Origin of the sequence: Caballeronia sp. GAWG2-1 (genome assembly GCF_023631405.1) — a bacterium.
Taxonomy (GTDB): Bacteria; Pseudomonadota; Gammaproteobacteria; order Burkholderiales; family Burkholderiaceae; genus Caballeronia.
This window is the reverse complement of sequence record NZ_JALQDD010000027.1, coordinates 247,207-270,727: the sequence shown is the minus strand read 5'-3', so window position 1 is coordinate 270,727 and position 23,521 is coordinate 247,207. Positions and strand designations below refer to the sequence as shown.

The following is a 23,521-nucleotide window of genomic DNA, read 5'->3' as shown; positions in this document are numbered from 1 at the left end:
CTGGCGACTCTTTCCGTTCGCGAGATGCCGGGTTCTTTCCGGGCACGTTGCTGTGCCAAAAAAGCTTTGTCTCCGTTAATGCTTTTTTCCTGATTTGCTTCGTTCTTTGGATGCTTGTTTCTTGCTCGCACACCCGCCGATGTGCGTCGTCTCTTCCGTCGAGTCTCGTCTCCCGAGACATCGCCGCTTTAGAAGCGATTTGATATTCGAGACCTCGCTCCTTCAAAGGTGCTTCGTTTCCCGAGTCGGGCTTCTTCAGATTCGCGTCGTTACCCGAGACTTTCCTATTTCTGAAGCGCTCTCTTCGGAGCCGCTTCGATTTCGCAAGACGCCTTGCTTGCGTGGTTGCCTTTCACCCACAGAGCGCCGAATCTTCATTCAATGCGCTCTTCCATGTTTCTATCTCCCCATCTTTACGGCGCCGACTTCGAAGCCCCGCCGCCGCTCGTCCAACCGTATTGCTTGATGGCGCGTTCCAGTTCTTCGGTCTTGTCCGCGTCCATATGCGCCGATACGTTCGATGCGCCAAACGACGCGGCAGCGCGCGGGCTTGCTGCGGGCGGGCTGATCGCGGGCGCGGCGGCGAGTTGAGCTTGCGGCGTGGTATTGCGCACGGCGACAGGCGTCGCGCCAGTCGCCGTCGATGATGTCGATGCATGCGGTGCGGCACCCGACGCCGACGGCGCGACATACATCCCGTTGGACGTGCTGCCGCGATTGGACGTCGCATCGTACATGCCGTTATTCGATGCGCCGCCGCCCGTCGCGGTCGCTCCGCGATTCTGCGGCGCGACGTACATCTCATCGCTTGCGTTGGCGTGATTGGCGGAAGAGGCATCGTACAGGCCGGTCGACGCGGTGTTGCGCGTCGCGCCGGTTTGAGGCGCGGGCCGCGTGTTGGCTGCCACGGCGGCGGGCGCGGTGCGACTCGTCGCGGGAGGCGGCGCAGCGGTGGCTGGCGCCGTGCGCGTCGCCGTGGTCGTCACGGGCGCGGGCGTCAGCACAGCAACCGAAGGAGCGGCCGTGCCTGCAACAGCGGAAGGCGCGGGCGTCGTGGAAGAAGGCACGGCAGGCGCTGTCGTCGCTGCCGTTGTCCTTGCGGCAGGCAAGGCATTGCCGGAAGTCGCCGGTGCCACCGTCGCCGTCGCAGCGGACGGTGCGAACATCTTCGCGGCAGGCAATTCAACGGCCGAAGTCGCAGGCGCATTGGCCGGGGCAACATTAGCCGTAGCAGCAGGCCCAACCGTCGCCGCGGTAATGGCATTCGTAGCCGCCTGAGCCCGCGCGATCTTCTCCGCGCGCGAATCAGTCGATGCATCCCGCGCTTCGTCGATGGCATCCCGCCGTGCCGCCGCTGCCGTTCCGCGCTGCGCGGCGTGCCGCTCAACCACGGTCTTCGGCGCGATGGTCACGGTCTTGACTGGCGGCGTCGCAACTTCCACGTTCGCAGTGGTCGCAGGCTTGCCGACGTTGGCGGCAACCACGCTGGCAGGTGCGGCGGGCGCCGGGGCAGCAGCCGTCACCGCCGATGGCAGCGGCTTCTTCGCGCCCGCAGGCGTCGCGACCATCCAGCCCGCGTGCGAGATGACGCGTTCTAGCATCGCTTGCGACTCGCCGTTGCCGCCATCGATAGCGAGCGCTTCGCCCGCGTTCTGCTGCACACACGACCATGCCGAAGTCCGCTCGCAGGCCCGCGCCAATTGCAGCGCGGCGTCGCGTTGCAACTCGCGCTTCGCGAGTTCGTCTTTCATCGAATCGTAGTCGGGGCGCGTCTGCAATGACGCGGGAACGGTATTGAGGCGCGCGCGCGCCAGCGTCAGGTCGTGCTGATCCAGCGCAAGGCGCACGCTGCGCAGCGTATCGCCGGAAACGGACGCGCGGGCATCGGCCGAGGCATTGCCCGCGCCTGTCGCCACATTGGGGTTCACGTTCGGCGCGGTACCCGGCACGAGCGAGCTGAATCTGGAATCGATCGCGCCGGAGACACTGTGATCGGCGGACGGCGAGGCGTCGTCATCGTTCGAATCGCCGTATTGCAGATAAGCGGCCGCGCCGAGCGCGAGCACGACCGAACAAACGCCCGCGATGACCGTCTTGCGCTTCGACCAGGACTCGGAGCCGGGCAGCGCGTCGGGGTCGCGGCCGGTGTTCGCATAAGCGCTGCGCGCGGATTCCTCCAGGCGCTTCGCCCGATGCTCCGCCGCCTTTTGCGCGATACGTTCGCTCGCGCGTTTCGGGTCCCAACCCGCGGGCCAGCCGCGTTCGGTTGCGGGCTCCTCCGGCAGCGCGCCGGAAGCGGAGGCGCCGGCGCCAGCCGATGCGGCGGCGGAAGCCGTTGCCGAGCTCGACATCGACGGAAGCGGTTTGGAAAGCGTCTGCTCGAACATGTTGACGCGCGGCCGTTCTTGCGGTGCGGCGGCCTGGCGCGGTTGAGCGGACGCGGCGTTACGATCCGCGCCGCAGTTTGGACAACTGTCGGCGTTTTTGCGCATCGTGCTGCCGCAACGCTGGCAGACGACGGAGGACATGGATGCAGGAAACGTCAGACGCGTGGTCATGCTTTTAAGCCCTCGAAGGACATGTGCGATAACGTGGCCGCTTGAGTGCCTATACTGGCTTCGGACCGCCCGCAATCGCGCGCGCGAAGTCCTGCGGCAACAATCCTTCGTATCGTTTGTCGTGCGCGAATGTATGTCGAATGAACATCGACTGCGTGCGTCCGAAAAACGAAAGTCCGAATATCGTTGAAGCGAGTTCGGACGTCAATCGCGTTTCGCACCTACCTCGGGCCGCCTGAATTTAAGCGACTACATCATCGCGCCGGCGGCACGCGAAACTCCGTGCTCCCAGCGCGCCTCGTAACCGCGCCTTTTGATGGCGCTGGCCCTCGTGTCGATACGAAAACGCGGCCGGGACTGGTGCGCCCGCGTCGCCGTTTCAGGGCTTCGCGGCCAAGCGCCACGCATCGCTCTCTCACAATGTTTTTGACATTCTGGGCGCGCGGCGGCGGTTTCGTGACGCCAATCCTTAGCCAATAACCGACAAGGGCGAACGACCGCGCGATAACCCACTGATGCAAAAGCGGTTAGGGCGCGAAATGAAACCCGTTCGCACGTTGCATGGCGGATACGAACTGCCTCGCGCGCCGGCGCGAACGTTTGCGCCGTGCGTGAGCGAAAGTGCGGACAATTTAGCCATCCGAAGCAATTCGCGATAAGCGGAAGGCCGCGACGCGAACCCGGAAGTTCAGCGCCGCGGCCTCGATTTGCAGCTTATGCGACCGGCTTATTCAGCCAGTTGCAACTTGCCGTCGATACGGCGATTCAGACCCAGCGGATTCTCGGTCTTCAGCGCGTCGGGCAGAAGCGCATCCGGCAGGTCCTGATAGCTCACCGGACGCAGGAAGCGGTTGATCGCGAGGCTGCCGACCGAGGTCGAACGGCCATCCGCCGTGGACGGATACGGGCCGCCGTGAACCATCGCGTGGCCCACTTCGACGCCCGTGCCAAAACCGTTCACCAGAATGCGGCCCGTGCGGCGTTCGAGCGCCGGGAGGAAGTCGCGCGCTTCGGCGTAATCGGCTTCGTCGATATGCAGCGCCGACGTCAACTGGCCTTCGAGCGATTCGATCAGTTCCAGCATCGTCTTCTGATCCGGGCAGCGCACCACCAGCGACGACGCGCCGAAAATCTCTTCCTGCAGCGCGTGGTTCTTGAGGAAGTTCGCAGCCGTGGTCGAGAACAGCGCCGACTGGCCTTGATTGTCGCTCTTCGCTTCGACGCCGCGCGCGAGCGTCTTCACGTCCGCCTGGCTCGAAGCCTTGTCGATCGCGCCTTCGTACGCCTTGTGGATGCCCGGCGTGAGCATGGTCTGCGCAGCCGTCTCCGTCAGCGCCGCCGATGCCGCCGCGATGAACTTGTCCAGGTCAGGACTATCGACGGCGAGGATCAGGCCGGGGTTCGTGCAGAACTGGCCCGCGCCGAGCACGAGCGATTGCACGAATGCCTTCGCGATGGCTTCGCCACGGTTCTTGAGCGCGGCCGGGAACAACACGACCGGGTTGATGCTGCTCATTTCCGCATAGACGGGAATGGGTTCCTTACGCTCGGCGGCGAGCTTCATCAGCGCCGTGCCGCCTCCGCGCGAGCCCGTGAAGCCTGCTGCCTTGATGCGGTTGTCCTTGACGAGGCCCTGGCCGATGTCACGACCGCTGTCGAACAGCAGCGAGAACGTGCCTTCGGGCATGCCGCAGTCCTTCACGGCCTTTTGCACCGCGCGGCCGACGAGCTCCGCCGTGCCTGGATGCGCCGAGTGCGCCTTGACGATCACCGGGCAGCCGGCGGCGAGCGCGGAAGCTGTATCGCCGCCCGCGACCGAGAACGCCAGCGGGAAGTTGCTCGCGCCGAACACGGCGACCGGGCCGACGCCGATGTGACGCAGACGCAGATCCACGCGCGGCAGCGGCTTGCGTTCGGGTTGCGCCGGGTCGATGCGCACGCCGAGATAGTCGCCGTTACGCACCACTTCCGCGAACATACGCAGTTGACCGACCGTGCGGCCGCGTTCGCCCTCGATCCGTCCGCGCGGCAATCCGCTTTCGATGATGCAGCGCTCGACCAGATCGTCGCCGATGTCGAGGATATTTTGCGCGATGGTTTCGAGGAATTTCGCGCGCGCTTCGGGCGCGGTTTCGCGATATACGTCGAACGCGGCCCAGGCGAGGGCGGCTGCGCGGTCGAGATCGGCGAGCGTGGCGCCTCCGAATGCCGGTTCGATGGCCGCGCCCGTGGACGCGTTGACGGCCTTGATCGAGCCGTTGCTGCCGAAAATGGATTGCTGGCCGATGAGCAGATTGCCTGTAAGTTGCATGGTGTCTCGTCCTTGACTTGAGTGAGTCGTAGCGACTGCGGCGGATGCGAGCGTCGCGCTGCGCCGACTATACGGCGCGAGAGGCGCCGCTGTATAGTGAATCCTTTCCATCGAGTGATCGCTTTCTGGAATCACCCCGCCTTTTTCTTCCGCATCGTTTGTCGCATGAAAAACACCCTGGATGTCTTGATGTCGCGGCTGCGCATGAAGCAATTGCAGTTGCTGATCGCGCTCGACGACCATAAATCGTTGCATAAAGCATCGAGCGCCATGGCGATGACTCAGTCCGCCGCTTCCAAGGCGCTCGCCGAACTCGAATCGATGCTGGAAGCGCCCTTGTTCGAGCGCGCCAAGAGCGGGGTGATTCCCAACCCGTTCGGCCGCGCCGTGGTGCGCTATGCGCGACTGTTGGCTGCCGATCTGAGCGCGCTCTGCCAGGAAGTCGCGCAGATACGCGCGGGCACGGGCGGGCGGCTGACGGTCGGCACGATCATGGGCGCGGTGCCGGGCGTGGTCGCGCCGATCGTCGGCGAGATGCACGCGAAGCATCCGGACCTTGCCATCGAAATTGTCGAGGACACCAGCGCGCGCATGCTCGGCATGCTGGACGACGGCCATGTCGATCTCGTGATCGGCCGCGCAAGCGTGTCGGACCAGCCGACAAAGTACCACTATCAGCCGCTCGCCGACGAACCGCTTGCCATTGTCGTGGGACAGGACCATCCGCGCGCGGCGGGACGCGAAGTCGGGCTCGCGGAACTGGCGGGTCATCGCTGGGTGACATACCCGAGTTATCTGCCGATGAGCGCGCTGCTCGAACGCGAACTCGACCTTGCCGGCTTGCCGATGCCGGCGAACCCCATCTCCACCGCGTCGCCGCTCGTAACGGTCACGCTTTTGCAGCAGAGCGCGGATATGGTGGCGATATTGCCGTCGAGCGTCGCGAAACTTTTCGAGCGCTACGGCATGTTGCGCATCTTGCCGATCCGCATGAAATCGAAGTCGCAGACGTATGGCATCGTGACGAGAAAGGGAGGCGCGCTGTCGCCGGCCGCGCGCCAGTTCGTGCAGATGCTGCGTGAAAAAGGTCGCCCGCATTGAGGCGTGCGTCGCGCCCGTCCACCTTGTCAATTAGCGAATGCGTTAGCAATTTTGCCCGTTTACGATAGTCGGGTACTCGAACTTTTTGCCTGAAGCTGGGCCTATACTGGCGTGGCATCGCGGCCTTCGAGCTTCGCGCTCCACGGCGGTTTCACCCCAGCACTTCCTTACCAGCACTTCCATACGAGCACCACGCGCCGCACGAGCGGCAACTGGGCGTTGCAATCGAGGAATCGCAGATGGCCGAAACGGCAGCCAACGGCTTGGACGGTCTCGTGGCTTCGTTGCGCGAGCAGCGGACCGCGCTGACTGAAAAATGGATGAAGCTCGTGTTCGGGGATCAGGAAGTCGAACACTCGGATCAGCTCACGTACCGGCAACTGGCGGACCACTTGCCGGAAGTCTTCGAGGAAATCTGCGTCGTGCTCGAATCGCGTAATTTGCGCGATCAGGAAGGCGTCATCGAACAAAACGCGCGGCAGCACGGGCAATGGCGTTGGCAGCAAGGGTATCGCATCGACGAACTGGTGCGCGAGCTCGACCTGTTCCGCCAGATTTTGCTTCAGGCGATTGGCGATTACGCCGCCGCGCGCACGGATCTCTCGCGCACGGACGAAGAACACGCGCGGCTCATGACCGATGAAGTGGTGAGCTTCGTCACGCTGGCCTCGATTCGTGAAGCGGTGGGCGAGCGCGATCGCAAGATCGACGAATACACCGGCATGCTGGAGCGCGCGAATTACGAGCTCACGCTGCGTCAGAAGCTGATCAGCGAACTTTACGAAACGCGCATGCAGGTGACGCGCCGCGTCGCGCACGATCTGCGCAATTTCCTCAACGTATTCTCGACGGCGCTGCAACTGCTTGGCCGCTCGCCCGCGAAACGCGAGACGGCGCTTGGGCTCGCCAACCGGCAAGTGTCCGACATGGCGAGTCTAGTCGATGAAATGGTCGAATATTCGAAGGTCCTCGGCGACGATTCGCTGTTGACAGTCGAAGCGTTCGATCTCGTCGGTCTCTTCGACGAACTAATGCAGTTGAACCGCGTCGGCACCGAAGCAAAGGGCCTGAAGCTCGTCGGGCATCTGGAACCGACGCTCGGCACGGTGACATCGAACCGGCTGAAGGTGAAGCAGGTCGCGATCAACTTGCTCTCGAACGCGATTAAATACACGTCGGCGGGCGAAATCGTGTTGACGATCGACGCCGTGGCGGACGACCGCTGGCGCTTGCGCGTGACGGACACAGGTTCGGGCATCGGTACGGCGGATCAGGAGCGCGTGTTCGAGGAATTCGAGCGCGCGGCCGAGGACGATATTCCCGGAACGGGGCTTGGGCTTGCCATCGTGAAGGAACTGTCGCGTGCGCTCGAGGGCGAGTTGCGTTTCCAGTCGGTGAAAGGACATGGAAGCGTGTTCGAAGTGATCTTTCCGCTGGTGCTCGAGCCGAAAGCGAAGTCGGCAAGCTGAGGGTGGGGCGGTGTTTTCGGCGTGAGCGGGTTTTGCTCATCAGCGTCATCGCCAACTTCGCCCACTCATTGCCACAGCCGTCTATTTCGGCAGCGCGCTGGAAAAGCGAGCCGAATTGACGCGCGCTTCAAGCGCCAATTCCACCGCAAGCGCAATACAAAAAAAGGCGAACGAGCAGCGCTCGTTCGCCTTTCCCCTTCGCCGCAAGGCAAGCTTTACGCGGCCACCGTCTCTTCTTCCTCGACCGACGCGCGAATCAGATGATCGAACGCGCCAAGCGATGCCTTCGCACCTTCGCCGACCGCGATCACGATCTGCTTGAACGGCACCGTCGTCACGTCGCCGGCAGCGAATACGCCGGGGATCGACGTCGCGCCCTTCGCATCGACGATGATCTCGCCATGCTTCGACAGCTCGATCGTGCCCTTCAGCCATTCGGTGTTCGGCACGAGACCGATCTGCACGAACACGCCTTCGAGTTCCACGCGGTGCGAGACGCCCGTCGCCCGGTCCGTGTAGTTCAGGCCGTCGACCTTCTTGCCGTCGCCGGTGATTTCCGTGGTCTGCGCGCTCGTGACGATGGTCACGTTCGACAGGCTGCGCAGCTTCTTTTGCAACACGGCATCGGCGCGCAACTCGTTGCCGAATTCGATCAGCGTCACCGCCGCAACGACACCCGCGAGGTCGATGGCCGCTTCGACGCCGGAATTGCCGCCGCCGATGACCGCCACGCGCTTGCCCTTGAAGAGCGGGCCGTCGCAGTGCGGGCAGTAGGCCACGCCGCGTCCGCGATATTCACGCTCGCCCGGCACGTTGATTTCGCGCCAGCGCGCGCCCGTCGCCAGAATGATGGTCTTTGCCTTCAGGACCGCGCCGCTTGCCAGATGCACTTCGTTGATGCGGCCCGGGATCAGCTTGTCGGCGCGCTGCACGTCCATCACGTCGACTTCGTAGCTCTTGACGTGCTGTTCGAGCGCCGTCGCGAACTTCGGTCCTTCCGTTTCCTGCACGGAGATGAAGTTTTCGATAGCCATCGTGTCCAGCACCTGGCCGCCGAAGCGCTCGGCGACCACGCCGGTCGCAATGCCCTTGCGCGCCGCGTAGATCGCCGCTGCCGCGCCTGCAGGACCGCCGCCGACGATCAGCACGTCGAATACCGGCTTCGTTTCCAGTTGCTTCGCGGCACGCGCGGCTGAGCCCGTATCCAGCTTGGCGAGAATTTCCTTCACGCTGCTGCGGCCCTGGCCGAAGCTGTCGCCGTTCAGGAACATCGTCGGCACGGCCATGATCTGCCGGTCTTCGACTTCCTTCTGGAACAGCGCGCCGTCGATCGCCACGTGCTTGATACGCGGATTGATGATCGCCATCACGTTCAGCGCCTGCACGACTTCCGGGCAGTTCTGGCACGACAGCGAGAAATACGTTTCGAACCGGTAATCGCCGTCGAGCGCGCGAATCTGCTCGATGGTTTCGTCGTCGAGTTTGATCGGATGGCCGCCGGTTTGCAGCAGCGCCAGCACGAGCGACGTGAATTCGTGACCCATCGGGATGCCGGCGAAGTGAATGCCCGCCGCCTTGCCCGGCTCGCCGATGGTGAACGACGGACGGCGTGCCGCAACGTCCTCTTTCTCGACGACGCTGATCCGCGGGGACAGCGTAGCGATTTCGTCGAGCAGGCCTTTCAGCTCACGCGATTTGTCGCTGTCGTCGAGAAAGGCGACGAGCTCGATGGGCCGCGTGACTTTTTCCAGATAGGCTTTCAACTGAGTCTTGAGATTGGCGTCCAGCATGGCGTGTGTCGTTCCCTGACGAGAGTTTTTGGAATCTTTGGACGCACTCCGTCCAAGCGCCGCCATAAAGCGGCGCCGAAACGGAATGCGTGGGTACAAACTGGGGGTGCAAGGCGCGCAGCGGGCCTGCCGCGCGCCTCGTCAGTCTCTGGAGAACCCGAGACTCAGATCTTGCCGATGAGGTCGAGCGACGGGCTCAGCGTTTCAGCGCCCGGCGTCCACTTGGCGGGGCAAACTTCGCCCGGATGCGATGCGACGTATTGCGCGGCTTGCACCTTGCGCAGCAGTTCGCCGGCGTCACGGCCGATGCCGTTGTCGTGCACTTCGCACAGCTTGATCTCGCCTTCCGGGTTGACCACGAACGTGCCACGCAGCGCCAGGCCTTCTTCTTCGATCAGCACGTCGAAGTTGCGCGAGATGGCGAGCGTCGGATCGGCGATCATCGGATACTTGATCTTTTGGATCGTGTCCGACGTGTCGTGCCATGCCTTGTGCGTGAAGTGCGTGTCGGTCGAAACGCTGTAGATTTCAACGCCCAGCTTCTTGAATTCTTCGTAGCGGTCAGCCAGATCGCCGAGTTCCGTCGGGCACACGAAGGTGAAGTCGGCCGGGTAGAACACGAACACGGACCACTTGCCCTTCAGGCTTTCTTCGGTAACGGTGACGAAATCACCCTTGTGATAGGCGGTTGCTTTGAACGGCTTGACTTGGGTGTTGATGATCGGCATTGATCGGTTCCCTTTAAGTGTGTGTTGAAGAAGTGAACGAAGTATGAACTAAAACTATCAAACCTTGGAAGTGGATTGATTTTATCATTGTAATTGATCTGGACTATCACGTCGATTCGTCGCATCGGGTGCGGGGTTTGCGATGCCGCCAAGATCGATCACGAACCCAGGAGACACCATGAAAATCGGCATCATTGGGGCGGGAAATATCGGGCAAGTTCTGGCGTTGCGCTTCGGCGAACGCGGCCACGAGGTGCGCATCGCCAATTCGCGCGGGCCGGACACGCTCGGCGAAGTCGAACGCGCGACTGGCGCGCAAGCCGTCGAGGCGCGCGAGGCCGTGCAGGGCGCGGATCTCGTCGTCGTGACCATTCCAGAGTCGAAGGTGCCGCTTCTTCCGAAGGATTTGTTCGCGGGTGCGCCAGCGAGTCTCATCGTGATCGATACCGGCAACTACTATCCGCGGCAGCGCGACGGTCGAATCGACGGAATCGAAAACGGTCTGCCGGAAAGCCGCTGGGTGGAAGAGAAGATCGGCCGGCCGGTCATCAAGGCGTTCAACAATATCTACGCGGCGCATCTGCGCAACCACGGCAAGCCGGCGGGAACAGCGGGTCGCATTGCGCTGCCCGTGGCGGGCGACGACCACAAGGCAAAGAAAGTCGTCATGCAACTGGTCGATGAAATTGGCTTCGATCCCGTCGATGCCGGCGAAATCGACGATTCCTGGCGTCAGCAACCCGCCACGCCCGTCTACACGGCGGACCTCGACGCGGCGGGCGTTCGCCACGCGCTGCACGAGGCCAGCCCGCTGCGCAAACCCGAGTGGCGCGCGACCGATGAAAGCCCGGGAGACTTCGACAATCCGCGCTAACGGCCGAATACGCGCGCCATGCGACAATCTGCAAACTTTCACGATGCGCTTTAACATGACGTGCCGGGCTCCCGCGCTCGACTCCGACAGCGCGAACGCCCGCATCAAGACTTGCAGATTGCCCTATGAAAACCGCATCTCCCGCGTTTGACCAGTTGAAACCTCGCCCCGGCTTTGGCGAATGCCCCGAATGCGACGACGTCGAACTGGCGGCCACGGCCACCATTCCGACACGCTACGGCACGTTCGCGTCGTATGTGTATCGCGTGAAGGAAACGGATGTCGAGCACATCGCTTTCGTCATGGGCGACGTGAGCAACGGCGAATCCGTGCTCACGCGTCTGCATTCCGAATGCGTGACGGGCGACGTCTTCGGCTCGTACCGGTGCGATTGCGGCGAGCAGCTCGATCTCGCGCTGCGCTATATCGCCGCCGAGAATCGCGGAATTCTGCTGTACTTGCGCGGACACGAGGGACGCGGCATCGGGCTCGCCAACAAGATTCGCGCTTACGCGTTGCAGGAGCAGGGTCTCGACACGGTCGATGCCAACCTGCATCTCGGCTTGCCCGACGACGCCCGCGAGTACGATTCCGCCGCCGCCATCCTGCGCTCGATGGACGTCAAATCGGTGCGCCTGATGAGCAACAATCCGTCGAAGTTCGACACGCTGCTCAGGCACGACATCCCCGTGAAGGAACGCGTCGCGCTCGCCATCCCCATGCGCGAAGAAAACGAACGCTACATCAAGACGAAGCAGGCGCGCTTCGGACATTACTTCGACGAGAACGAATAAGCGCGTCTTCCGCGATCTAGCTTGCGTCGTGGAAGATCACGCCTAGCATGTGGCGCCGCCCGGAGCGTAGGCGGCTCACGCCATGCCGCATGTTCACGCGATACGGCCCGCGCGATCCCTGCACCGGCCGCTGGTGTACAGCGAAGAACGCCGCGTCGCCTTGCGCGAGCGGTACGACTTCGGCGCGCGATTGCATGCGCGGACGCTGTTCCGTCATCACGAATTCGCCGCCGGTGAAGTCTTGTTCGGGCGCAGAAAGCAGAACTGCCATCTGGATCGGAAAAACGTGTTCGCCGTACAGATCCTGATGCAGACAGTTGTAGTCGCCGGGAACGTAGCGCAGGAGAAGCGGCGTCGGCCGCGTCTGTCCGGCGTGATGACAACGCTCGATGAACTCTCCATGGACCGGTGGAAAGCGCATTTCAATCCCCATTACCTCGTGCCATTTATTCGCAATGGGCGCGAGATGCGAATACACCGTGCTGCGCACCGTTTGCAGCGTCTCGGGCAACGGATACGCGAAGTATTTGTACTCGCCGCGCCCGAACGAATAACGTTCCATCACGATACGGCTGCGAAAGATTGCGTCGTCGTTGTACAGCGCGGCGAGCGTCACGCACTCCTCACGCGAAAAAAGGCCCGGCGCAATGGCCGAGCCTTGGGAATCGAGTTGATGCTCGATATCCGTCCAGTCGAGTGCATCGACGCGCGCGTTGATGTCTCTGTCAGGCACCTTCATCTGCAGTTCTCCGGATTGGCGTGATTGCCGCACAGTGTGCGTCCTGAACCGCGCTCACGCACTCCGGGAATTGCTGCGCAATTCAATGCGCGGTCGCGACTTCGGTGATGCGGTTCTGCAAGGCTTCCTTACGCGCTTCGATCTTCTTGCCGAGCGCGATGAGATCGACACTCTTCGTCTTGCGGATTTCCGGAAACAGCTCGGTTTCTTCTTCTTCCACGTGATGCTTGACGTTCTCCGACAGTACCTTGAACGTCGCGTCGAAACCCTCATCGCCGGCCTTGATCTGCGAAAACTTTTCGATCAGCGTCTTGACCAGAAAGTGTTCGACGTAGGCTTCGTCAACATCGATTTTCTCGTCCGTGCCGAGTGCGGTGCGGGCGGCGGGATAAAGCAACTCTTCCTCGACGATCGAATGGATCGACAACAACTCGCACGCGCGCTGAACCAGTGTGGTCTTGCGTTCGAGATCGTCTTTTTCGGCGCGTTCGAATGCGTCGAATAGCTGCTCGACAGCGCGATGGTCGGCTTCGAGAATGGCAAGTGCGTCTTGCGGATGCTGTGCTTGCGCGGCGGTCATATCGTTTCTCCTGTGGGGACGGGGCGAAACCTTTGGGGCGTCTGTTGCGCCTTGGGGGTGCCTTCGGGTCGCTTTTAGTTGCCTCTGGGCAGGTTGTCTAGAGCAAACCCGGTGCCCGCGCTTGGATCAGGCAAAGATAAGGTTGGCATGGCTTTAAGCGGATAGGAGCGCGTCATGCCGGCTCGCGTGTTGCGCGAACGAAACCGGAACGCGGAGCGACTTGAATGAACGTCCGCCTTAACGCCCCATCAAGCCGACGACAAAAGCGCCGGCAGGTCCCGCTCGCGCATGACATTGACCCGCCACCACGCCGGCAACAGACGCCGAACTTCCGAGCGCGCAAAGCGGTCGTCGATAAGGTAGAGCACGCCACGGTCTTGCGGCCCGCGAATTACGCGTCCGGCCGCCTGCACGACCTTCTGCAAGCCCGGAAAAAGATAAGCGTAGTCATAGCCGGCGCCGAAAGCGTCCTGCATCCGCACTTTCATTTGCTCATTGACAGGATTGAGTTGCGGCAGACCGAGCGTCGCGACGAAGGCGCCAATGAGCCGCGTGCCCGGCAGATCGATCGCCTCGCCAAATGCGCCGCCCAGCACCGCGAAACCGACGCCGCGTCCATCCGGAACGAAGCGCGCGAGAAAGTCGTGCTGCGCGGCTTCGCTCATCGCGCGTGACTGCTGCCAACTCGGAATTCCGGGATGACGTACCGCGAATTCCGTCGCGACTTGCGCCAGATATTCGAAGCTGCTGAAGAAGCTCAGATAGTTGCCTTCCGCGCGACCGTACTGCGCCGCGATCATGTCGGCGATGCGCGCAACGGATTGCAGGCGGTCGCGATAGCGCGTCGAGACATCGGCGATGGCGCGTACATCGAGTTGATCCGCTGAGAACGGCGACTCCACGTCGATGAACGCGCTCGTTTCCGGCAAGCCAAGCGTGTCGGCGTAGAAGTGCGTGGGCGTGAGCGTCGCGGAAAACAACGCGACGCTGTGGGCGCTCGCGAAACGCCCGGCGAGATGCGGCGCGGGAATCACGTTGCGCAGGCACAGCACGACATTGCGCTTCTTCGCCGACGCGTGGCCAGAAAGCGAGATATCGAAGATCGAATGCGAACCGAAGCGCTCCGCGATGCGCGTGAAGTGCACGGCATCGAAATAGAAGCGCATGGTGTCGGGCGAGAAGAGGTCGGCTTGCTCGCCGAGCATTTCCGTCATCAGCGAAACCGCCTGGCCGAGCGCGGTCAGCAACTGGGCGGGCGGTTCGGCGAGCGGTGCGTAGTCGATGCCCGCGGTTTCCTGTTCGCGGCTCGTATCGCTGAAGGTTCGGGCGACGCGCGCAAGCGTTTTTTTCAGAAGCGGCGGCGCGGCGCGGCGCATTGCATCGAACGAGGCGCGATCGAGCGATGCGGAATACATGCCGCGCGCCCGATCGATCAGGTTGTGCGCTTCATCGACGAGGACCGACACGCGCCAGCGGTTCGTTTCAGCTAGGGCGAAAAGCATTGCGCTGGTGTCGAAGTAATAGTTGTAGTCACCGACGATGACATCGGCCCAGCGCGAGAGCTCCTGGCTCAGATAGTACGGACAGACTTCGTGGTGTCGCGCGACTTCGGCTGTCGACGCGCGGTCCAGGTGTGCACGCGCGAGGGCATCGGCGCGCGCGGCGGGAAGGCGGTCGTAGAAGCCGCGCGCGAGCGGGCACGAATCGCCGTGACACGCGCGGTCGGGATATTCGCAGGCTTTGTCGCGGGCGACGAGTTCGATTACGCGTAAGGGAAAGGGCGCGGCGATTGCTTTGGCTTTTGCCGTTGCCGCGTCCGCTAGCGCCGCTGTTTTTTCCGCCGCCCCGACAATCGTTCCGAGCGCATCGAGCGCAAGCTGCCGCCCCGCGCTTTTTGCCGTGAGAAAGTAGATCTTGTCCAACTGCTGCTTCGGCCAAGCCTTGAGCAGCGGAAACAACGTGCCGACCGTCTTGCCGATACCCGTCGGCGCCTGCGCGAGCAAACATCGGCTCGATGCGGCCGCGCGATAAACCGCTTCGGCAAGGGCCCGCTGCCCAGGCCGAAACTCCGTGTGCGGAAACACCAGCGCGGTAAGCGCCGCATCGCGCGCCGCACGGTGCCGCATCTCCTGTTCGGCCCACGCGATGAACCGCGTGCATTGATCCTCGAAATGCGCCTTTAGCGCCAGCGCGGTTTGCGTCTCCACGAGCACGCTTTCAGTCTGTTCGACGATATCGAAATAAACGAGCGCGACTTCGATCTCATCGAGACCGAGCTTCTTGCACATGAGATGCGCATACACGCGCGCCTGCGCCCAATGCAGATGTCGATGATTCTGCGGCATCGATTCCAGCTTGCCGCGATACGTTTTGACTTCTTCCAGCCGATTGCGCACCGGATCGAAACCATCCGCGCGGCCGCGCACGCGCAACGAACCGAAGTCTTCGGCGAGCGAGATTTCCTTGAGATAACCAGCTGGCCGCCGGCTTGCGACCGTCACATGTCCGGCAATGCCTTCCTGCGCGCTTGGCGCTGGCGTGAAGCGCAAATCGAGATCGCCCTGTTTCGCCGTGAATTCGCAAAGCGCGCGCACAGCGACGGTGTAAGCAGGATCGCCGCACGCCAGATTGGCGGCCGAGTCGGGGGCTGTATGCATGTACAGTAGTCTAGCATTGCCCTCATTCGCCGCAACAAATGCGTTGATGCCTTTAAGGCATGTAATGTCGTGGCGATTGGCGTTTCGCTAGAATGAACGACATCTCAATATTGCCGCGCGCGACCGAAACAATGCATGCAATCAACACATCCGCAATCAAAGGCTGGCACGCGCATATTTATTTCGATGCCGCGAGCCGCGACGCGGCCTGGGCAATCCGGGAGGTCATCTCGACGCACTTTGCGGCGGAACTTGAAACTGGAAAGCTTATCTTGGGACGCTTTCATGAACGTCCGGTTGGACCGCACCCGATGTGGTCGTTTCAACTCGGCTTTGGTCGCGAAGATCTCGTGCCGATTTTCGAATGGCTCACTTTGAATCACGGCGCGCTCGATGTTTTCATGCATCCGAATACCGAGGACGAATTGCGCGATCATCGCGATTCCGCGGTGTGGATTGGCCGATCGCATGAATTGCGGCTGGAAGGCTGGAAATAAATGAAAAAAGGGCGGAGTGGTCCGCCCTTTCTCGTTGCTTGAAAACGCTCAAGCCTTTTTGACGCTCGTTCCCTTCGACGATACAACCCGCACTGCGCCCTGCGTCGCCACGCTCGCATCGGTTTCTGCCGCTTCCACCACCTGACGCGCGGACTTTCTCGCCGCTTCGTAAGCCGAATTTGCAGATGCGGTTGCGGCGTCGATAGCCGACTTCAACGCATTCACCACCGCTTCGCTGCCGGCTGGCGCGCTGCTCGCAAGCGTGCTGACAAGCGCCTGCGCGTTGCGCTGCGACTTCTCCAACTGGTCCTGCGCCGCTTCCACATAAACGCCGCGCACGCCTGCCGCGATTTCGTGGAAGCTCTGCCAGTAAGCCGTGACGCGTTGAGCGCTGGCCTGCGATTGCTGGCTTTGCAAAGCAAAGAACTCTTTCGGATCGCGTACGGAAAACACACGAGCAACGAAGTTCTGATGTTCATCCAGCGCCGTCTTGAACGTGCGCGTGTTCAGGTCGATTAGTTTCTCGAAACCTTCCACGGCTCGTGTAGCGAGACCGAAGCTGGCGTCGAATCCTGCTTTCTGTGACGCGATGAGGTTTTCAGGCGCAAGACTGCTCATGCTGGACTCCATTGGACATTGCGTTTTGAAAGACGATCGATTTGTGCGGTGCAGCGAACGCTCTATTGTAGGGATAGCGCGAGGCGTGTCAATTGACTTTTTTTATTAACCGATGGCGATTTGAATTCGTATCCGAAGAAAGTCAAGTTTCAATCGCGTCTGATTATCTCGCCGATCTTGAACTAGGCGGATAATACGAACGGACCATTTAATCGCGGGAAAACAAGAACGAACGGGCGTGCTTAAGATATCCCCCGTTTGCCTGCTCAAGGTAAACCACGAGTAACAACCCGCGCATAACGTTGTTTCCCCTACTTGACGCTCTCAGGCTATCTTGAAAAAATCTCGCACTGCAACAAACGGCGTCCGCGCGTGAACATCGAAAGGACTTTTTCCTGTCACCGTCGCGTCACCGTGATTATTTAGCATGCGAACTTGCGCTAAAGAGCCGGCGCTGAACGGCATTAGTTATAAATCGAGAGAACGGATAGAAAATGGGGCGACATTCCCAAACCATCGGACACCTTGAACGTAGTCACGAAGATAACGCTCTGCGCCGCGCCATTGCCGCGCGGCTCGATCGGGCGATGCAGAAAGCCAACGTCAGTTCCGCCAAGGCCGCGGACTGGCTCGACGTAACCGAGCACGACGTGCATTTCTGGCGGCGCGGCATCACGGTGCCGCCGCTGCATGCGTTCAACCGTATTGCCAGGCAACTGGACATCGACGTGCACTGGCTTTGCACAGGCCAGGCGCAGCAAATACAGCAAGCGCAAGTCGCGGGCTAAGCGTTTAGGGCGTCGAATCCGGCGACACTGCCGGTTTGCGCCCATGCATGAGCACGGTGCCAATACCGCTTGCGGCGATCACGCACATGCCGATAGCCATCCATCGGTCAGGCACCTGACCGAATAACACCCAGCTGAAAAAGGCCGCGAAAGCAAGTTGGGAATAGGAGAAGGGCGTCAGCACCGACAGTGCCGCGCGCCTGAGCGCCTGCAACATCAAAAGCTGGCCGATGGTCGCCATCGTTGCCATGAGCGCGACGAGCAGCCAGCTTTTCCATTCCACGAGCGCCAGTTCCGGCAGCATTTGCGACTGATCCATCCACATCAACGTGCACAGCACGATGGTTGCGACGAGCGCCGTCAGAAAGTTGGTGGTGACGGCGTCATCGACGCGCGACAGATGGCTCGATACCACCTGAAAGCACGCAAACGTCGTGGCCGCACCGATCGGAAAGACAACCGTCCACGTGAATTGGCTGCCACCCGGCCGCACCACCAGCAACATGCCGATGAACCCGAGCACGACCATCGCCCATTTGCTGCGCGGGACATGGTCCTTGAGCACGAGTGCGGCGAGCAGGGTGGAGATGAGCGGCGCGAGCATCGCAAGGGATGTCGTCACGGGAAGCGGCAGATGCCGCAAGCCAGCGAAAGTACACGCCGAGTTGGTGAGCAGCAGTAAAGCGCGAACGATCTGCAGCTTCAGGCTGTCGGTGCGAAAGAGCTTGAGCGTGCCGAGCCGCGCTTGCCACACGCCGAGCACGATCATCTGGAATAGATAGCGCACCCAAAGAAGCGCCAGTATGGGAACCGCCGTGCCGATGACCTTGACGGTGGAATCGCTCGCGGCGAAGGTAGCGGTCGTCAAGACCATGATCGCGATGCCGGCTACCGTGTTATCGGTATCAATCCGGAAACGCGCTTTGCCCTCAATGGTTGCCATGGGTGTCCGTTGTTCGCCTGATCGCGGCGCACCTCGAAAAAGGCTGCGCTCCGTCGAGCGGTCTCTTATGGATGACGGCGTTTTAAGCCGTTGCTTCCATTTTGCGGACGTCGACCGCTCGTGGCAAGCCGACAGTAATCTTCTTTTCCGTCGTGTTGTGCTCAGGTCACGGCGCGTCGACAAATGAACTAGACGGTTCGAACAAAGCACGCGCGCACTTTTTCGGGACGCGAAGGCGCTCGGTGCGCGTCGCCATCGTTTCTCAAAAGTCTCGCCGATATGTCTCGAAATCGAATCTGGTCCGTCTATAAACCCATCCAGCAAAGTTCAAGAAAGCGAACCGCTGAATTTCGGCAATCTCGAATTGTCCGGTCGCCGCGTCTCTTATTCTGAGGGTGAAGCTTTATTGAGTTAGCTCCGAAAAAAATGGATGGCGTTTTTGAGAATTAGATTAGATCAATCCTAGCTCTGCCTGCTTATTATTCTCTCAACGCCACGCACCTTGAACGACGCAAGCAGCAACTTGTCGATGGCCGCGTCAAGCGTCAGACATTCATTATTCGTTTCCCGGAGTTTCTTCATGCAGAAAGCTATTTCCCTCAGCGCCGCACTCTTCTCGATGATGGTCGCCCTTGCGTCGATGAACGCCAACGCCGCCGACGGCACGATCACCATCAACGGCGCGGTGTCGGATACGACCTGCTCGATCAATGGCACGGCTGCCGGTTCGTCGGCAAACGTGACGGCTACGTTGCCGACCGTTTCCGCAAGCGCACTTGCGTCGGCTGGCGCCACGGCGGGCGTTTCCAAGCTCGGCGACATCCAGTTGCAATTGACCGGCTGCACGGGCTCGGCCACCAAGGCAGTGGCGCACTTCGAGAACGGTTCCACCGTTGACCAAAGCAGCGGCAATCTGATCAATCAGGCGCTGACGCAGCCGGCGACCAACGTGCAAGTGCGTCTCTTGAACTCGCAAATGCAGCCGATCAATATCCTCACCAACGCCAATAACGATGTCGCGGTCAACGGCGCATCGATCTCGGCCGGCGCGGGCAATCTCAACTACTTCGCGCAGTACTATGCGACGGGTCAGGCTCAGCCGGGCACGGTCAACACGATGGTCCAGTACTCCATTCAGTATCAGTAAAGCCATCGATGCAGGGTCCGGGCGCGCGCCACGTTTTGATTCGGCAAGCGTCCGGTTGCAGTGAATGACATCAACCGTCGAGTGATGGCCGCAATGAAATCGATGAAACGATCGCTCGCCATGGCAGGTCTCCTTGCCGCGATGGTCGCGGGCTCCGCGCACGCCAGTGTGACAATCGGCGCGACGCGCGTGGTGTATCCGCTGGATCAGCGTGAAGTCACCGTGAAGCTGAACAACGACAGCTCGCACCCGGCGCTCGTGCAGGTCTGGATGGATAGCGGCAACGCCGACACCAAGCCCGCCGACAGCAAGACGCCCTTCGTGATCACGCCACCCATCTTTCGGATGGATGCGGGCAAGTCGCAGACATTGCGCGTCATGTATGGCGGCGAAGCGTTGCCGCAGGATCGCGAGTCGGTGTTCTGGCTCAACGTGCTCGACGTGCCGCCCAAGGCGGAGGTGAAAGCCGATGTCAACACGCTGCAACTGGCGTATCGCACGCGCATCAAGATGTTCGTGCGCCCGGCGAAGCTGTCCGGCAAGCCCGAGGATTCACCGCGCATGCTCAAGTGGAAAGTGGTGCCCGCGCGGCAAGGCGGTGGCGACGCGCTCTCCATTACGAATCCGAGCGCGTATCACGTTTCGTTCAGCGAGATCGGCGTGACGTCGAACGGACGCACCTTCAAGAATGAAACCGGCGGCATGGTTCCGCCGCGTGGCGATGCAGTCATCCCCGTGCCGAAGATGAGCGACGTGCATGGCGGCAAGATCCATTACATCGCCATCAGCGATTACGGCGGCGCCATCGAAGGCGATGCCGAACTCGCGCCTTGATCGGAAGCCCATTCGGGCAGACCTCCAGCGACCTATCGCAACGTCTCGAAATTAACAGCGCGCATCTTGTTCGATGCGCGCTTTTCTTTTGTTTACATGGTGTTTCGCGTCTCAAAAATAGAACTCGTCCTAGCTACTTTCATCTCGTTAATTCGTAGCATCGGTGGATCGGCAAATGTCTCGCGCCTCATGCACCAGGCTATCTCCATGCAATCGTCGCAATCATGTCAGCAGCGGATTTCCAACGGCTTTACAGCATCTTCGTTCGTGCTGCGACCGGTTGCGGCGATCGTGTTATGCGCCTTTGGCATGGCTGCCTGGATGCATCCGGTAAGCGCGCTCGCGAACGAACCGAAGAAGGCAGCCGAATTCGATACGACCTTCCTGCAAATGGATTCGACAAGCGGCGTCGACGTCGCGCGTTTCTCGCGCGGTAACGTGGTATCGCCGGGCGCGTATGCAGTCGACATCGTGGTCAACGGCAACCGTGTCGCGCGCGAGGACGTGCGCTTTAATGCCTCGCATGTTGGAGAAAACGCGACGCCGTGCCTCACGCGCAAGATGCTCGAAGTCTATGGTCTGGACTTCACGAAGCTCGCAGCCGATCATGCCGCCGACACTGCATCGGCCGATGCGAATGCATGCGTCGAACTGACCTCGCTCGTACCCGATGCCTCCGTCAGCTTCGACTTCGCCGAGCAGACGCTGACGTTGTCGATCCCGCAAAAGTATCTGCGCAACGCGGCTCGCGGCTATGTGTCGCCCGAGTTGTGGGACAACGGCGTGAACGCCGGCTTTCTCAGCTACAACGCCAATGCGTACCGCAGCGACAGCGGCGGTATGCACGCTACGCAGGAATACCTCGGCCTCAACGCGGGCGTGAACATCGGCGGATGGCACTTTCGGCATCAATCGTCGATCACGTCCGGCACAGGCCAGGCGACCCAGTTCGACGACATCGCGACCTATGTCCAGCACGACGTGCCGAAGTTCAAGGCGCAAGCGACGCTCGGCGACGCGCAGACCACCGGCGAGGTGTTCGACAGCATTGCGTTTCGCGGCGCGCAGATTGCCACCGACGACCGCATGTTGCCTGAATCGCTGCGCGGCTATGCGCCTGTGGTGCGCGGCACGGCGGAATCGAATGCGCGCGTGACGGTGCGTCAGAACGGCCAGGTGATCTATGAGACGAGCGTGTCGCCGGGACCGTTCGAGATTCGCGATCTGTACGCCACCGGTTACGGCGGCAATCTGGACGTCACCGTTACCGAAGCCGATGGCCGCGCGAAACATTTCGAAGTGCCGTACGCATCGGTGGCACAGTCGCTGCGCGCGGGCACGACGCGCTTCGCCGTCACGGCCGGTCAGTTGCGCGATGAGTCGTTGCACACGAAACCGGGCTTTGCGCAATTCACGTTGCAACGCGGGCTGACCAATCAGGTCACGCTGTACGGCGGCGCGATTGCATCGGAAGGCTATGTCGCGGCTAATTTCGGCGCCGCGCTCAACACGAAGTTCGGCGCTTTCGCGACCGACATCACCTCCGCGCGCACGCAAGTCCCGGGCGCTTCCATGCAGAAAGGGCGCAGTCTGCACGTGGGCTACAACAAGTTTATCGATCCGACCGGCACCAACTTCACCTTTGGCGCGTATCGCTACTCGGACGCGGGCTATCTCAATCTGAGCGATGCCGCCCGCGTTCGCGACGAAGCCATGTTCGGCGGCACGCCCACCGATCGTAACCGCGGCCGCCTGCAGGTGAGCATCAATCAGCCGTTGAAGGATCACGGTTCGGTGTTCCTGACGACATCGGCGCAAAGCTACTGGAATCGGCCGGGGCGCGACGTGTTCTATCAGGCGGGTTACTCGAACAGTTTCAAGTACGGCACTTACAGCATTACGGCGGGCCGCTCGACCGACGCGGACGGCACGCCTTCGAACCAGATCATGGTCAGCACGACGATCCCGCTCGGTCATTCGCAACACTCGCCACAACTGACGACGAATTTGAGCGCGAGCAACGGCTCGGCTAGCGTGCAGACGAGTCTGAGCGGCAACGCGGGCGCCGAGAATCAGTATTCATACAACGTCTACGGCTCAGGCGGTCAGAGCGCGAGTTCATCGGCGAACATGAACGCTGGCGCGAGCGGCGCGTATCACGGCGCGCATGGACAGGTCACGGCATCGGCGAGTGCGGGAGCCAATTCTTCGCAGGTGTCGGCGGGCGTGAGCGGTTCGATCGTCGCGCACCCCGGCGGCGTGACGTTCTCGCAGACGGTCGGCGACACGTTCGGAATCGTCGAGGCAAAGGGCGCGGAAGGCGCGAGCGTGTCGAGCGCGAGTGGCGTGAAGGTCGATTCGCATGGCTACGCGGTCGTGCCGTATCTCACGCCGTACGACATGAACAGCGTCGATATCGATCCGAAGGGCACGTCGACCGATGTCGAGTTTGCATCGACATCCGAGAAGTCGGCGCCGCATCTCGGTTCCATCGTCATGTTGAAATACAAGACGGCGACGGGACGCGCAGCGCTGATTCGCGCGCCGCGTCTGAATGGCGAAGCGTTGCCATTCGGCGCGGAAGTCGTGGATGGCGAAGGCCGCGTGGCGGGCGTCGTCGCGCAGGACAGCCGCATTTTCGCGCGCGGTATTGACGAGAAAGGCACGCTCGTAGTGAAGTGGGGCGATCACGCGGGCGAACAATGCAGCGTCGATTATTCGTTGCCTGCGAAGAGCGGCAAGGCGGACGCGGGGTATGCATCAATCGAAGCGCATTGCTTGCCGCGCACGGTGATGGCGGCAAATGCGTTCTGACGTGAACGTGCAAGTTGGAGGAGCTTGCAACGGCGACCGGGCCTCCGAGAGTCCGGCGCGCCTGAAAGCCCGAGCCGTTTGAAGTTGCCAACCCGAACCCGTCTTAATTTCAATTCGCACCTTTGCACGCGAGCATTTACCGCCTAGAGTTAAAGTAGATTCTCAACTCTCTGGGAGGTGGGCATGAGAACCGGACCAAGGCAAATGGTGCGCTTGCTGGCGACGCTCAGGCATGCTGCGCACTGCAGGGCGTTACGCGCGGCGGCCGCGCACGAAGCT

General features: G+C 61.5%; 18 protein-coding genes. 9 read left to right on the top strand and 9 right to left on the bottom strand.

Annotation, left to right across the window (positions count from 1 at the left end):
- Positions 1-413 precede the first annotated feature (413 nt).
- Together NCR98_RS17705 and NCR98_RS17700 are read right to left on the bottom strand one after the other, a co-directional pair.
- Positions 414-2,558 carry a zinc ribbon domain-containing protein gene (locus NCR98_RS17705; protein ID WP_250526819.1) on the bottom strand — a complete coding sequence of 715 codons (2,145 nt, stop codon included), beginning with the start codon at positions 2,556-2,558 and terminating at the stop codon, positions 414-416.
- Positions 2,559-3,285: 727 nt separating this feature from the next.
- Positions 3,286-4,869 (bottom strand): aldehyde dehydrogenase (NADP(+)), encoded by a 1,584-nt coding sequence (locus NCR98_RS17700; protein ID WP_250526818.1) that lies wholly within the window; start codon positions 4,867-4,869, stop codon positions 3,286-3,288.
- 165 nt (positions 4,870-5,034) lie between these two features.
- Here NCR98_RS17700 and NCR98_RS17695 point away from each other — a divergent pair, with 165 nt between their 5' ends.
- Together NCR98_RS17695 and NCR98_RS17690 are read left to right on the top strand one after the other, a co-directional pair.
- The gene (locus tag NCR98_RS17695) at positions 5,035-5,970 is read left to right on the top strand and encodes a LysR family transcriptional regulator (protein WP_250526817.1); all 936 of its coding nucleotides are present in this window, start codon (positions 5,035-5,037) and stop codon (positions 5,968-5,970) included.
- A gap of 239 nt (positions 5,971-6,209) precedes the next feature.
- Complete coding sequence (locus tag NCR98_RS17690; protein ID WP_250493536.1) at positions 6,210-7,439, top strand: sensor histidine kinase; 1,230 nt, start codon at positions 6,210-6,212, stop codon at positions 7,437-7,439.
- A 215-nt stretch (positions 7,440-7,654) separates the two neighbouring features.
- Here the strand turns inward: NCR98_RS17690 and ahpF are convergent, their stop codons facing one another.
- Together ahpF and ahpC are read right to left on the bottom strand one after the other, a co-directional pair.
- Positions 7,655-9,229 carry an alkyl hydroperoxide reductase subunit F gene (gene ahpF, locus NCR98_RS17685; protein ID WP_250510166.1) on the bottom strand — a complete coding sequence of 525 codons (1,575 nt, stop codon included), beginning with the start codon at positions 9,227-9,229 and terminating at the stop codon, positions 7,655-7,657.
- A 164-nt stretch (positions 9,230-9,393) separates the two neighbouring features.
- The gene (gene ahpC, locus NCR98_RS17680; protein ID WP_244829425.1) at positions 9,394-9,957 is read right to left on the bottom strand and encodes an alkyl hydroperoxide reductase subunit C; all 564 of its coding nucleotides are present in this window, start codon (positions 9,955-9,957) and stop codon (positions 9,394-9,396) included.
- 178 nt (positions 9,958-10,135) lie between these two features.
- On the opposite strand from ahpC, the gene NCR98_RS17675 reads away from it, so the two are divergent.
- Together NCR98_RS17675 and ribA are read left to right on the top strand one after the other, a co-directional pair.
- Positions 10,136-10,831, top strand: a complete 696-nt coding sequence (locus tag NCR98_RS17675) for an NADPH-dependent F420 reductase (protein WP_250526816.1) — start codon at positions 10,136-10,138, stop codon at positions 10,829-10,831.
- Between the two features lie 125 nt (positions 10,832-10,956).
- Positions 10,957-11,625, top strand: coding sequence for a GTP cyclohydrolase II (gene ribA / locus NCR98_RS17670; protein ID WP_244829427.1), 669 nt, complete (start codon positions 10,957-10,959; stop codon positions 11,623-11,625).
- A 16-nt stretch (positions 11,626-11,641) separates the two neighbouring features.
- Here ribA and NCR98_RS17665 read toward each other — a convergent pair whose 3' ends face one another.
- From NCR98_RS17665 to NCR98_RS17655, 3 genes are all read right to left on the bottom strand, one after another.
- Positions 11,642-12,364 carry a 2OG-Fe(II) oxygenase gene (locus NCR98_RS17665; RefSeq protein WP_250526815.1) on the bottom strand — a complete coding sequence of 241 codons (723 nt, stop codon included), beginning with the start codon at positions 12,362-12,364 and terminating at the stop codon, positions 11,642-11,644.
- An 82-nt stretch (positions 12,365-12,446) separates the two neighbouring features.
- Positions 12,447-12,944: a hemerythrin domain-containing protein gene (locus tag NCR98_RS17660; RefSeq protein ID WP_250493533.1), complete on the bottom strand. Its 498-nt coding sequence runs from the start codon at positions 12,942-12,944 to the stop codon at positions 12,447-12,449.
- A gap of 248 nt (positions 12,945-13,192) precedes the next feature.
- On the bottom strand, positions 13,193-15,601 hold the full coding sequence (locus NCR98_RS17655) for an ATP-dependent DNA helicase (RefSeq protein WP_250526814.1): 2,409 nt from the start codon (positions 15,599-15,601) through the stop codon (positions 13,193-13,195).
- 131 nt (positions 15,602-15,732) lie between these two features.
- Between NCR98_RS17655 and NCR98_RS17650 the strand changes: the two genes are divergently transcribed.
- Positions 15,733-16,098 carry a DOPA 4,5-dioxygenase family protein gene (locus NCR98_RS17650; protein ID WP_250510161.1) on the top strand — a complete coding sequence of 122 codons (366 nt, stop codon included), beginning with the start codon at positions 15,733-15,735 and terminating at the stop codon, positions 16,096-16,098.
- A gap of 48 nt (positions 16,099-16,146) precedes the next feature.
- Here NCR98_RS17650 and phaP read toward each other — a convergent pair whose 3' ends face one another.
- Entirely contained in the window at positions 16,147-16,716 is a 570-nt protein-coding gene (phaP, locus tag NCR98_RS17645) for a TIGR01841 family phasin (RefSeq protein WP_250526813.1), read from the bottom strand.
- Positions 16,717-17,210: 494 nt separating this feature from the next.
- On the opposite strand from phaP, the gene NCR98_RS17640 reads away from it, so the two are divergent.
- Positions 17,211-17,504 (top strand): helix-turn-helix domain-containing protein, encoded by a 294-nt coding sequence (locus tag NCR98_RS17640; protein WP_250493529.1) that lies wholly within the window; start codon positions 17,211-17,213, stop codon positions 17,502-17,504.
- Positions 17,505-17,508: 4 nt separating this feature from the next.
- Here the strand turns inward: NCR98_RS17640 and NCR98_RS17635 are convergent, their stop codons facing one another.
- Entirely contained in the window at positions 17,509-18,447 is a 939-nt protein-coding gene (locus NCR98_RS17635) for a DMT family transporter (RefSeq protein ID WP_250526812.1), read from the bottom strand.
- 580 nt (positions 18,448-19,027) lie between these two features.
- On the opposite strand from NCR98_RS17635, the gene NCR98_RS17630 reads away from it, so the two are divergent.
- The 3 genes from NCR98_RS17630 to NCR98_RS17620 all read left to right on the top strand — a co-directional run bounded on the left by NCR98_RS17630 (position 19,028) and on the right by NCR98_RS17620 (position 23,242).
- Positions 19,028-19,594 carry a fimbrial protein gene (locus NCR98_RS17630; RefSeq protein ID WP_250526811.1) on the top strand — a complete coding sequence of 189 codons (567 nt, stop codon included), beginning with the start codon at positions 19,028-19,030 and terminating at the stop codon, positions 19,592-19,594.
- A 120-nt stretch (positions 19,595-19,714) separates the two neighbouring features.
- Positions 19,715-20,428: a fimbrial biogenesis chaperone gene (locus tag NCR98_RS17625; protein ID WP_250467309.1), complete on the top strand. Its 714-nt coding sequence runs from the start codon at positions 19,715-19,717 to the stop codon at positions 20,426-20,428.
- A gap of 309 nt (positions 20,429-20,737) precedes the next feature.
- A complete protein-coding gene (locus NCR98_RS17620) occupies positions 20,738-23,242 on the top strand; it encodes a fimbria/pilus outer membrane usher protein (protein ID WP_250526810.1) in 2,505 nt (834 codons plus the stop codon).
- Positions 23,243-23,521 lie beyond the last annotated feature (279 nt).